At 59.1% G+C, this 12089-nt stretch carries 13 protein-coding genes; all 13 read left to right on the top strand.

The window, feature by feature from the left end; genetic code table 11:
- Window positions 1–2 precede the first annotated feature (2 nt).
- The 13 genes from fdx (at window position 3) to ACA049_RS24905 (ending at window position 12085) form a co-directional block, all read left to right on the top strand.
- Complete coding sequence (gene fdx, locus ACA049_RS24965; protein ID WP_131059381.1) at window positions 3–344, top strand: ISC system 2Fe-2S type ferredoxin; 342 nt, start codon at window positions 3–5, stop codon at window positions 342–344.
- A 14-nt stretch (window positions 345–358) separates the two neighbouring features.
- Window positions 359–559 carry a Fe-S cluster assembly protein IscX gene (iscX, locus tag ACA049_RS24960; RefSeq protein ID WP_008147746.1) on the top strand — a complete coding sequence of 67 codons (201 nt, stop codon included), beginning with the start codon at window positions 359–361 and terminating at the stop codon, window positions 557–559.
- Window positions 560–651: 92 nt separating this feature from the next.
- A complete protein-coding gene (gene ndk, locus ACA049_RS24955; RefSeq protein ID WP_007916882.1) occupies window positions 652–1077 on the top strand; it encodes a nucleoside-diphosphate kinase in 426 nt (141 codons plus the stop codon).
- A 28-nt stretch (window positions 1078–1105) separates the two neighbouring features.
- On the top strand, window positions 1106–2248 hold the full coding sequence (rlmN, locus tag ACA049_RS24950) for a dual-specificity RNA methyltransferase RlmN (protein WP_007948172.1): 1143 nt from the start codon (window positions 1106–1108) through the stop codon (window positions 2246–2248).
- A gap of 17 nt (window positions 2249–2265) precedes the next feature.
- Window positions 2266–3024: a type IV pilus biogenesis/stability protein PilW gene (gene pilW / locus ACA049_RS24945; RefSeq protein WP_403100083.1), complete on the top strand. Its 759-nt coding sequence runs from the start codon at window positions 2266–2268 to the stop codon at window positions 3022–3024.
- Entirely contained in the window at window positions 3024–4055 is a 1032-nt protein-coding gene (locus ACA049_RS24940) for a RodZ domain-containing protein (protein ID WP_497330640.1), read from the top strand. Before pilW ends, ACA049_RS24940 begins: the two co-directional genes overlap by 1 nt.
- Before the next feature lie 3 nt (window positions 4056–4058).
- On the top strand, window positions 4059–5168 hold the full coding sequence (ispG, locus tag ACA049_RS24935) for a flavodoxin-dependent (E)-4-hydroxy-3-methylbut-2-enyl-diphosphate synthase (RefSeq protein WP_007903603.1): 1110 nt from the start codon (window positions 4059–4061) through the stop codon (window positions 5166–5168).
- A 37-nt stretch (window positions 5169–5205) separates the two neighbouring features.
- On the top strand, window positions 5206–6495 hold the full coding sequence (hisS, locus tag ACA049_RS24930; protein ID WP_497330638.1) for a histidine--tRNA ligase: 1290 nt from the start codon (window positions 5206–5208) through the stop codon (window positions 6493–6495).
- 42 nt (window positions 6496–6537) lie between these two features.
- The gene (locus ACA049_RS24925; protein ID WP_497330636.1) at window positions 6538–7179 is read left to right on the top strand and encodes a tetratricopeptide repeat protein; all 642 of its coding nucleotides are present in this window, start codon (window positions 6538–6540) and stop codon (window positions 7177–7179) included.
- On the top strand, window positions 7172–8323 hold the full coding sequence (gene bamB, locus ACA049_RS24920; RefSeq protein ID WP_497330634.1) for an outer membrane protein assembly factor BamB: 1152 nt from the start codon (window positions 7172–7174) through the stop codon (window positions 8321–8323). The genes ACA049_RS24925 and bamB overlap by 8 nt, the downstream gene beginning before the upstream one ends.
- A gap of 139 nt (window positions 8324–8462) precedes the next feature.
- Window positions 8463–9932: a ribosome biogenesis GTPase Der gene (gene der / locus ACA049_RS24915; protein ID WP_008147761.1), complete on the top strand. Its 1470-nt coding sequence runs from the start codon at window positions 8463–8465 to the stop codon at window positions 9930–9932.
- Between the two features lie 225 nt (window positions 9933–10157).
- On the top strand, window positions 10158–11306 hold the full coding sequence (locus ACA049_RS24910) for a pyridoxal phosphate-dependent aminotransferase (protein WP_497330632.1): 1149 nt from the start codon (window positions 10158–10160) through the stop codon (window positions 11304–11306).
- The gene (locus ACA049_RS24905) at window positions 11294–12085 is read left to right on the top strand and encodes an amidohydrolase (RefSeq protein ID WP_403100093.1); all 792 of its coding nucleotides are present in this window, start codon (window positions 11294–11296) and stop codon (window positions 12083–12085) included. Before ACA049_RS24910 ends, ACA049_RS24905 begins: the two co-directional genes overlap by 13 nt.
- Window positions 12086–12089 lie beyond the last annotated feature (4 nt).

The following is a 12089-nucleotide window of genomic DNA, read 5'->3' as shown; positions in this document are numbered from 1 at the left end:
CGATGCCGCAGGTCATTTTTCTGCCACACGAAAAGTTTTGCCCGGACGGCATGGTCGTGGAGGCTGAGACTGGTACGTCCATCCTCGAACTGGCGCATGAGCACCATATCGAGATGGAAAGTGCCTGTGGCGGCGTCTGCGCCTGCACCACTTGTCATTGCCTGATTCGCGAGGGCTTTGACTCGCTGGAAGAGGCTGACGAGCTGGAAGAAGACTATCTTGATAAGGCTTGGGGGCTGGAAGCCCAGTCGCGCCTGGCCTGTCAGGCAAAAGTCGGGACTGAAGACCTGACCGTTGAAATTCCGAAATATTCGCTCAACCATGCGGCCGAAGCGCCGCACTGATTCAAGGAAGCGTCATGAGTCTGAAATGGGTTGATGTGCTGGAAATCGCGATCCAACTGGCTGAATCCAAGCCGGATGTGGACCCGCGTTACGTGAACTTCGTCGATCTGCACAAATGGGTGCTGGCATTGCCGGAGTTCAGTGATGATCCGACCCGCGGTGGCGAGAAGGTGCTTGAAGCCATTCAGGCCGCCTGGATCGAAGAAGCAGACTGAGTCTGCGCCGTACGCAGTTAGGCAATACCAAAGAACCCGCGTATAATTCGCGGGTTTAATTTTTCGCAAATTACCGTTTCTGGAGTTACACCATGGCTGTTCAACGTACTTTCTCCATCATCAAGCCTGACGCTGTTGCAAAAAACGTCATCGGCGAGATCACCACTCGTTTCGAAAAAGCAGGCCTGCGCGTTGTAGCTTCGAAACTGAAGCAACTGTCCAAAGCTGAAGCTGAAGGCTTCTACGCTGAGCACAGCGCTCGTGGTTTCTTCGGCGACCTGGTTGCTTTCATGATCTCCGGTCCGGTTGTCGTTCAGGTTCTGGAAGGCGAAAACGCTATCGCTCTGAACCGTGAGCTGATGGGCGCTACCAACCCTAAAGAAGCTGCTGCCGGCACCATCCGCGCTGACTTCGCTGATTCCATCGATGCCAACGCTGTACACGGTTCGGACTCCGAAGCCGCTGCTGCTCGCGAAATCTCGTACTTCTTCGCAGCTACTGAAGTAACCACTCGCTAAGCATTGGCTTATGAGTGAAGGTGAATCCATGACTACATCGACTGTAAAAACTAACCTGCTGGGTCTGACCCAGCAGGAAATGGAAAAATTCTTCGACTCAATCGGGGAGAAGCGTTTCCGTGCCGGTCAGGTAATGAAATGGATTCACCACCTTGGCGTCGATGATTTCGACGCCATGACGAACGTCAGCAAAGCCTTGCGCGACAAGCTCAAGGCTATTGCTGAAGTTCGCGGTCCTGAAGTCGTCAGCGAGGACATTTCCACCGACGGCACCCGTAAGTGGGTGGTGCGCGTGGCGTCCGGCAGCTGCGTCGAGACCGTCTACATTCCCCAGGGCAAGCGCGGCACTCTGTGCGTTTCGTCCCAGGCAGGCTGTGCCCTGGATTGCAGTTTCTGCTCCACCGGCAAGCAAGGTTTCAACAGCAACCTCACCGCCGCCGAAGTCATCGGTCAGGTGTGGATTGCCAATAAATCGTTCGGCAGCATCCCGGCGACCGCCGACCGTGCCATCACCAACGTGGTGATGATGGGCATGGGCGAGCCGCTGCTGAACTTCGACAACGTCGTGGCCGCCATGCATCTGATGATGGATGACCTGGGCTACGGGATCTCCAAGCGCCGCGTGACCCTGTCCACTTCGGGCGTGGTGCCGATGATCGATGAGCTGTCCAAGCACATCGACGTCTCCCTGGCGTTGTCGCTGCACGCACCAAACGACGCATTGCGTAACCAATTGGTGCCGATCAACAAGAAATATCCGCTTAAGATGCTGCTCGAGTCGTGCCAGCGCTACATGTCGTCCCTGGGCGAAAAGCGCGTGCTGACCATCGAGTACACCTTGTTGAAAGATATCAACGACAAGGTCGAGCATGCTGTCGAGATGATCGAGCTGCTCAAGAACATCCCGTGCAAGATCAACCTGATTCCGTTCAACCCGTTCCCGCATTCCGGTTACGAGCGCCCGAGCAACAACGCGATTCGCCGGTTCCAGGATCAGCTTCACCATGCAGGCTTCAATGTCACCGTACGCACCACCCGCGGTGAAGACATCGACGCCGCGTGTGGCCAATTGGTAGGGCAGGTGCTGGATCGCACCCGTCGCAGCGAACGTTATATCGCCGTGCGCGAATTGAGCGCCGAGAACGATATGGCGCAAAACGCCGCGAAATAAATCAAGAGAGGATCTCTATGTCCCTGCGCTTCGCGCTGCTTTTGCTATTGGCCAGCCTCTGTGCTGGCTGCGTTCTGTCGGGCGATTTCAACCCGATGAAGACCAGCAAAGGGCGCGATGAAGCGCGTACGGCCTACGTGCAACTGGGCTTGGGATATTTGCAGCAAGGCATGACCGAACGGGCGAAAGTGCCGTTGAAGAAGGCTTTGGATCTGGATGATTCGGATCCGGACGCCAATGCCGCGCTGGGGCTGGTATTCCAGGCCGAGATGGAACCTGAGCTGGCCGACCAGCACTTTCGCAAGGCGCTGTCTTCCCGTCCCAACGATGCACGAATCCTGAATAACTACGGCAGCTTTCTCTTCGAAGAAAAACGCTACAAAGAAGCCTACGAGCGCTTTGAACAGGCCGCCGCCGATACCCTGTATCCTGAGCGCTCGCGGGTGTTCGAGAACCTGGGCATGACTGCTTCGAAGCTGGGCCAGCGTGATCTGGCGCAGCAGCAACTGGAAAAAGCCCTGCGTTTGAACCGCCAACAACCGCGTGCATTGCTGGAAATGGCTGAGTTGTCCTTCGAAGACAGGCATTATGTGCCCGCGCGTGACTACTACGATCGTTTTAGCCTGCTCACCGAGCAAAATGCACGTAGTCTATTGCTCGGCGTTCGGCTGGCAAAAGTGTTTGAAGATCGCGACAAGGCCGCCAGTTTTGGCCTGCAACTAAAACGACTCTATCCCGGTACGCCGGAATATCAGCAATACCTGTCGGAGCAATGATGAAAGCGGCGCATCCCGAAGTTGTAGCAGCGAATCGCGTTAACCCCGGTGAGACTTTGCGCCAGGCCCGCGAAAGCAATGGCTGGTCGCTGGCCGAAGTGGCCCTCAAGCTCAACCTCACCGTTAATTCCTTGAGCAATCTTGAAGCCGGCGCGTTCGACAAGCTGCCGGGGCACACCTTTGCCCGCGGTTATATTCGCGCGTACGCCAAGTTGCTGGGCATGGACCAGACCGTTCTGGTTCAGCAGTTCGACCAATCCACCGGCACCGACTCCCAGGGCAGCAGCGTCCATAGCCTGGGTCGTATCGAAGAACCGGTTCGGGTTTCCCACACTATTTTGCGCATTGTCAGCCTGCTGTTGCTGATTGCAGTGATTGGTGGTGGTTTTGTCTGGTGGCAGGATCAGACCTCCCTGCGCACCAAGGACCTGATCACCCCGAGTCCGGAGCACGTCGAAGTCGAAGGTGCCGATGGCACCACCCAGATCCATCCGCTGGACGAGCCGGAAGACCAAGCTGTCGCGGAAGGTCAGGCTGAAGGCGCCACTGCGCTTGCGTTGCCGCAAGCCGAGAACTCCACTGAAGCACCGGTCGAGGCTGAAGCTACTGCGCCTGCCGCCGCTCCAACTGCGCCGGTTACCCCGGCGCCTGCTGCACCAGCGCACAGTGCTGCGCCAGTTGTCGCGACTCCCGTAGCGCCGGCTCCGACTGCCCCTGTTGTGTCGACGCCGCCTGCAAGCGCTTCAGTTACTCCGACCATTCCTGCTCCAGCCGCTGCTCCGGTAGCCGGCCAAGGCCAGGTTCAGTTGCAGTTCACCGCTGATTGCTGGACCCAAGTGACCGATGGCGCCGGCAAGGTGCTGTTGAGCGGTCTAAAGCGTAAAGGCGAAAACGTTTCCGTTAGCGGCAAGCCGCCATTTTCCGTGCGTCTGGGCTTCGCCCGTGGCGCGCAGGTCAGCTACAACGGACAGGCGGTCGATGTCGCTCCGTTCACCAGTGGCGAGACTGCTCGCCTGAAGTTGGGTCAATAAGTCATGCACGGCGAATCTCCAATCAAACGTCGCGAATCCCGCAAGATCTGGGTCGGTAACGTGCCCGTTGGCGGCGATGCGCCCATCGCTGTTCAGAGCATGACCAACAGCGACACCAATGACGTGGCCGCCACCGTGGCCCAGATCAATCGTCTGGAAGCGGCGGGCGTCGATATCGTGCGGGTTTCCGTGCCGGATATGGATGCCGCCGAAGCCTTCGGCAAGATCAAGCAATTGGTCAAAGTGCCGTTGGTGGCCGACATCCACTTCGACTACAAGATCGCGCTGCGCGTCGCCGAACTGGGCGTTGACTGTCTGCGGATCAACCCGGGCAACATCGGTCGTGAAGATCGCGTGCGTGCGGTGGTCGATGCCGCCCGTGATCGTGGGATCCCGATCCGCATCGGCGTCAACGCCGGTTCCCTGGAAAAAGACCTGCAAAAGAAATACGGCGAACCGACCCCGGCAGCACTGGTCGAGTCGGCCTTGCGTCATGTCGAGCACCTTGAACGCCTGAATTTCCAGGACTTCAAGGTCAGCGTGAAGGCCTCCGACGTGTTCATGGCCGTCGCCGCCTACCGCCTGCTGGCCAAGGAAATCGTCCAGCCGCTGCACCTGGGCATCACCGAAGCCGGTGGTTTGCGTTCAGGCACAGTGAAATCCGCCGTGGGCCTCGGTATGCTGCTCGCCGAAGGGATTGGCGATACTATTCGCATCTCGTTGGCGGCTGACCCGGTCGAGGAAGTGAAAGTCGGCTACGACATTCTCAAATCCCTGCACCTGCGTTCCCGTGGTATCAACTTCATCGCCTGCCCGAGCTGCTCGCGGCAGAACTTCGATGTGGTCAAGACCATGAACGAGCTGGAAGGGCGCCTCGAAGACCTGCTGGTGCCGCTGGATGTCGCAGTCATCGGTTGCGTGGTCAACGGGCCGGGCGAAGCCAAGGAAGCCCATATCGGCTTGACCGGCGGCACGCCAAACCTGATTTACATCGACGGCAAGCCGTCGCAGAAACTGACGAATGACAATCTGGTGGATGAGCTTGAACGCTTGATCCGCCAGAAAGCGGCCGAAAAAGTCGAAGCCGACGCGGCAGTAATCGCCCGCGGCTGAGCCCGACTGAAGAGCCGAACGAATTTAAGGATTTAAAGTGAGCAAGTCTCTGCAAGCCATACGTGGCATGAACGACATCCTGCCCGAACAGACCCCCCTGTGGCGTCATTTCGAGGGCACCGTCTCGCGTCTGCTGGATAACTACGGTTACAAGCAGATCCGCATGCCGATCGTCGAGTTCACCGAGCTGTTCAAGCGCTCCATCGGTGAAGTGACCGACATCGTCGAAAAAGAGATGTACACCTTCGACGACCGCAACGGCGATTCCCTGACCCTGCGCCCTGAAGGCACGGCGGCCTGCGTGCGTGCGGTGCTCGAACACGGCATCACCGGCGGTGGGCAGGTGCAGAAACTCTGGTACATCGGCCCGATGTTCCGTCACGAACGTCCGCAGAAAGGTCGTTATCGCCAGTTCCACCAGATCGGTGTCGAGGTGTTCAACCTCGACGGTCCGGACATCGACGCCGAGCTGATTATCCTGACGTGGCGCCTGTGGGGCGAGTTGGGCATCCGTGATGCGGTCAAGCTCGAGCTCAACAGCCTGGGCACCAGCGAATCTCGTGGTCGTTACCGCGAAGCGCTGGTCGAGTTCCTGTCTGCTCACCTGGACAAGCTGGACGAAGACAGCCAGCGCCGTCTGAAGACCAACCCGTTGCGCGTGCTTGATACCAAGAACGCCGACACCCAAGCCGTCCTGGTCGACGCGCCGAAAATGGCCGATTACCTGGACGAAGAATCCCGCGTGCACTTCGAGGGCCTGAAGGCTCGTCTGGACGCCGCCGGCATTCCTTACATGATCAACCCGAAGCTGGTTCGCGGGCTGGATTACTACAGCAAGACCGTTTTCGAATGGGTCACCGACAAGTTGGGCGCCCAGGGCACCGTATGTGCTGGCGGTCGTTACGACGGTCTGGTGGAGCAGATGGGCGGCAAGCCGACCCCGGGCGTTGGTTTCGCCATGGGTATCGAGCGCCTGGTGCTGTTGCTTGAAACCCTGGAGCAGATCCCGCAAGAGATCTCCCGTCAGGTCGACGTCTACCTCTGCGCGTTCGGTGAAGCTGCCGAGCTGGCCGGTCTGGCCCTGAGTGAACGTGTTCGTGATCAATTGCCCAACCTGCGCCTGCAAGTCAATGCTGGCGCCGGCAGCTTCAAAAGCCAGTTCAAGAAGGCCGACAAGAGCGGTGCGCTGTATGCGCTGATCCTCGGTGACGACGAAATGGCCCAGCAAGTGGTAGGTTTCAAACCCCTGCGTGGCCAGGGCGAACAACAAAGCATTGCCTGGGATGCGCTTGCTGCACACCTGGCCACCTGCGTCGTGCAGGGTTGAAGCTGTCATAAACAGCCGATTTAGCGATTAAGGAGTATTGGGGTGTCGAGTACCGAAGACGAAAACCTGGCGGATTTGAAGGACTGGTGGACACGCAACGGCAAGCCCCTGGTCACTGGCGGCCTGTTGGCGCTGGTCATCGTGTTCGGCTGGCAGGCCTTTCACAAGTATCAGAGCAATCAGTCGCAAGGCGCCTCGATTCTCTATCAGCAATTGCTCGAAACCACGCTGACGCCTGACGGCAAGCCTGATGCCGCCCGTGTTTCGGACCTGGCCGGCAAGCTCAACAGTGAGTTCGGCGGTAGCGCCTATGCACAGTACGGCAGCCTGTTCGTGGCGAAAGTCGCGGTCGACAGCGGCAAGCTGGACGATGCAGCCAGCGAGCTGAAAGCCATTACCGACAAACCGGCCAACCCGGCGCTGGGCGAAATCGCCCGTCAGCGTCTGGCGCAGGTGCTGGCCGCGCAGAACAAGGTCGATGAAGCCCTGAAACTGCTCGAAGGTGATGCCGACAAGGCATTCCTGGCCACCCGCGAAGAACTCAAGGGTGACCTGCTGGTGCAGCTGGGTCGTACCGACGAAGCAAACGCGGCGTATCAAAAAGCCAAGGCGGCACTGTCGGATGAAGCGGCGGTCGGTGGCCTACAAATCAAGCTGGACGATCTGGCCAAAGGGGATGCGTGACGTGATCCGTTGGAAACATGCAGCATTGCTGGCTCTGGCCATTTTGGCCGCGGGTTGCAGCAGCAACAGCAAAAAAGAATTGCCACCGGCCGAGTTGACCGACTTCAAAGAAGAAGTGGTTCTGCAAAAGCAGTGGAGTCGTTCGATCGGTGACGGTCAGGGCGAAACCTACAACATGCTGGTTCCGGCGATCGAAGGCGATACCATTTATGCCGCCGACGTCACTGGCGTGGTGATGGCGCTGGATCGCAGCAACGGCGACGTCAAATGGAAGAAGGACCTTGAACTGCCTGTTTCCGGCGCCGTTGGCGTGGGTTACGGTCTGGTCATGTTCGGTACCATCAAGGGCGAAATCGTTGCCCTGGACGCGATCAACGGTGAAGAGAAATGGCGCGCTCGCGTGTCCAGCGAAGTCCTCGCACCGCCGGCCAACAACGGTGACGTTGTGGTGGTTCAGACTCAGGACGACCGTCTGATCGGTCTGGATGCCAGCACCGGCAACCAGCGCTGGTTGTATGACAGCACCCCTGCGGTCCTGACTTTGCGCGGTACCAGTGCGCCGATCGTCACCAACCGCCTTGCGGTGGCTGGCCTGTCGACCGGTAAAGTGGTCGCTCTCGATATTTCCAACGGCGTGCCGGTATGGGAACAACGGGTTGCGATTCCACAAGGTCGTTCGGAACTGGAACGCGTGGTCGATATCGACGGCGGCTTGTTGCTGTCCGGCGGTACGCTGTATGTCGCCAGCTACCAGGGTCGCGTTGCGGCGCTGGACCTGGAAAGCGGTCGTCAGCTCTGGCAGCGTGATGCTTCCAGCTATGCTGGCGTCGCCCAGGGTTTCGGCAGCGTATACGTGAGCCTGTCTTCGGGCACCGTTGAAGGCGTCGACGAACGTTCCACCACAGCTTTGTGGAGCAACGATTCGCTGGCCCGTCGTCAACTGTCGGCTCCGGAAGTGTTCTCCAGCTATGTTGCAGTCGGTGATATGGAAGGCTACCTGCACCTGCTGAGCCAGGTGGACGGTCGTTTCGTCGGCCGCGAGCGCATCGACAGCGACGGCCTGCGTGCCCGTCCGCTGGTGGTGGGTGACACGATTTATGTTTATGGCAACAGCGGCAAACTGGAAGCCCTGACCATTAAGTAAAGGTTTGACTATGCTTGGGGTTAACCCCCAGGCAGCCCCGTCTCACGGGGTTCGCAGCGCCCTCAAGCGCTGCCCCGAGCACCAGCCGCTGCCTCGCAGCGGCTTTTGTATTTTCTGAAATAACGAAGTGGAGAGCCGCATGGTTCCCGTAATCGCCCTGGTGGGCCGACCGAACGTCGGCAAGTCCACCTTGTTCAACCGCCTGACCAGGACTCGTGACGCCATCGTCGGCGACTTGTCCGGTCTGACCCGTGATCGCCAATACGGTGAGGCCAAGTGGCAAGGGCGTTCCTACATTCTGGTCGACACCGGCGGTATCTCCGGTGACGAGCACGGTATGGACGAAAAAATGGCCGAGCAGTCGCTGCTGGCCATTGAAGAAGCGGATGTCGTTCTGTTCCTGGTAGATGCCAAGGCCGGTTTCACCGCCGCCGACCAGATGATCGCCGAGCATTTGCGCAAACGTAACAAACGTTCCTACGTGGTTGCCAACAAGGTCGACAACATCGACCCTGAAATGGCCCGCGCCGAATTCGCCCCGTTGGGCATGGGCCACGCGATTCCGATCGCCGGTGCTCATGGTCGTGGCATCACCCAGATGCTGGAAATCGCCCTCAGCGACTTCCCGAAGGACGATGACGAGCTGGAAGAAGGCGAGGAAGAGATCGTTGCCGAAGGCGAGGAAGCCAAGCGCATTCCTGGCCCAAGCGAAAAAGACGGGATCAAGATCGCGATCATCGGCCGCCCGAACGTCGGCAAGTCGACCCTGGTCAACCGCATGCTCGGTGAAGACCGGGTAATCGTCTATGACGAGCCCGGCACCACCCGCGACAGTATCTACATCCCGTTCGAGCGTAACGACGAGAAGTACACGCTGATCGACACCGCCGGTGTGCGCAAGCGCGGCAAGATCCACGAAGAAGTCGAAAAATTCTCCGTGGTCAAAACCCTGCAAGCGATCAAAGACGCCAACGTGGTGATCTTTGTGATGGACGCCCGCGAAGGCGTGGTCGATCACGATCTCAACCTGCTGGGCTTCGCCATTGAGTCGGGTCGTGCGCTGGTGATCGCGATCAACAAGTGGGACGGCATGACGCCGAGCGAGCGCGACTTCGTGAAGGTCGAGCTGCAACGTCGACTGTTCTTCGTCGACTACGCCGACATCCACTTCATCTCGGCCCTGCACGGCACGGGCGTGGGTAACCTCTACGCCTCCGTACAGAACTCGTTCAAGTCTGCGGTCACCCGCTGGCCGACCAACCGCCTGACCACGATTCTGGAAGATGCGGTTGGCGAGCACGCGCCACCGATGGTCAATAACCGTCGGATCAAGCTGCGTTATGCCCACTTGGGTGGTGCTAACCCGCCGATCATCGTGATTCACGGTAACCAGATCGAGAAGGTGCCGAAGTCGTACGTCCGTTATCTGGAAAACACTTACCGTCGTGTCTTGAAGCTGGTCGGTACGCCGATCCGCATCGAGTTCAAGGGCGGCGAGAACCCGTACGAAGGCAACAAGACATCGCTCACCGACCGTCAGGTCAACAAGAAGCGCCGCATGATGTCGCACCACAAAAAGGCCGACAAAAAGCGCCGCGACAAGCGTTGATTGTTGTACACGCGACCCCTCTGGGAGCGTGGCTTGCCCGCGAAGAACGATAACGCGGTGTACCTGATACACCGCGGTGTGGCTTTCGCAGGCAAGCCTCGCTCCCACAAGGACCGGGTTCGAAAAAGGGCGCTTTATGCGCCCTTTTTTTATGGGCGCCGGATGGGCTATCCTCGGGCTCTCCCGCGCCGCCGTTAGAGCCGGGTGTAGAGCAGGGAATCACCGATGATCACCAGTAAGCTGCCGAATGTCGGCATCACTATCTTCACTCAGATGTCTCAGCTCGCGGCGCAAACCGGGGCGATCAACCTGTCCCAGGGTTTTCCCGATTTCGATGCCCCGCAAGCCCTGTGCGATGCGGTCGGCCGGCACATCGCCAATGGCCACAACCAATATTCACCGATGACCGGCCTGCCGGCGCTGCGCCAGCAGATTTCGGCGAAGATCGCCCGCAGCTATGGCGTCAACGTGGATGCCGACCATGAAGTGACGGTCACTCCCGGCGCCACTCAAGCGATCTTCTGCGCGATTCAGGCGGTTATCCACAGCGGCGACGAAGTGATCGTATTCGATCCGTGCTACGACAGTTACGAGCCGTCGGTTGAGCTGGCCGGTGGTCGTTGCGTGCATGTGCAGTTGGGGCTGAACGATTTTGCCATCGACTTTGAAAAACTCGCCGAAGCGATTACCCCTCGCACACGGATGATCGTTCTCAACTCGCCACATAACCCAAGTGGCGCACTGATCAGTCGTGCCGAGCTGGATCAGTTGGCAGCGTTGATTCGCGATCGCGACATCTACATTGTCAGTGACGAAGTCTACGAACACCTGGTCTTCGATGGCGTGCCTCACGTCAGCGTGCTGAATCACGAAGAGCTGTATCAACGCGCCTTCGTGGTCAGTTCCTTCGGCAAGACCTATCACGTCACCGGCTGGAAAACCGGCTACGTGGTCGCTCCGCCAGCGCTTACTGCCGAACTGCGCAAGGTGCACCAGTACGTCAGTTTCTGCGGCGTGACCCCGCTGCAATACGCCTTGGCCGACTTCATGGCCGAACACCCTGAACACGTCGAAGAACTGCCGGCTTTCTACCAGGCCAAGCGCGATCTGTTCTGCGATCTGCTAGCGCCGTCGCGTTTCAGCTTCAAGCGGGTGACCGGCACCTATTTCCAGTTGGTCGATTACTCGCAGATTCGCCCGGACCTCAATGACGTCGAGATGGCGCTGTGGATGACCCGTGAACATGGCGTGGCAAGCATCCCGATTTCTGTGTTCTACCAGACGCCACCCGAGGGCCAGCGTCTGGTGCGCCTGTGCTTCGCCAAACGTGAGGAGACGTTGCGTGAAGCAGCGGCAAAACTATGCGTGATCTGAGTGAACTGCCCAATCTGAACGTCGCGCTGATCCAGACCACCCTGGCCTGGCACGACCGTCAGGCCAATCTCGAGCATTTCGAGCAATTGCTTGAGCAGGCTCGCGGGGCGGATCTGATTATCCTGCCGGAGATGTTTACCACCGGTTTCTCCATGGAGTCGGAAACCCTCGCCGAAGCGGAAAACGGTCCGACCAGCAAATGGCTGCGCGTCCAGGCGGCGAAACTCGACGCGGTGATTACCGGCAGCGTCATCGTTCAGGCCGCCGACGGCAGCCATCGCAATCGTCTGCTGTGGGCGCGGCCGGACGGGGAAGTCTGGCACTACGACAAGCGCCACCTGTTCCGCATGGCCGGCGAGCACAACCACTACACGCCGGGCGAGCGCCAGGTGCAGTTCGAACTCAAGGGCTGGCGAGTGCGGCCACTGATTTGCTACGACCTGCGTTTCCCGGTGTGGAGCCGCGATGCCCAAGACACCGACTTGCTGCTCTACACGGCTAACTGGCCGGGTGCACGCCGCCAGCACTGGAACCGTTTACTGCCGGCGCGGGCGATTGAAAACCTCTGCTACGTGGCGGCGGTGAATCGCATTGGTACCGACGGTAAAGGGTTTGCCTACACCGGAGACAGTCAGGTGCTGGATTTTCAGGGGGAGACGTTGCTCAGTGCAGGGGAGGCTGATGGCGTGTTCCAGGTCGTGTTGAATGCGGCGGATCTGCAAGCCTACCGAACACGCTTCCCGGCCAATCTGGATGCTGACACGTTCGAGTTCACTTGAGATC

It is taken from the genome of Pseudomonas sp. LBUM1662, assembly GCF_059695915.1.
The sequence above is the reverse complement of the archived record's forward strand: the minus strand, read 5'-3'. Positions and strand labels throughout refer to the sequence as shown.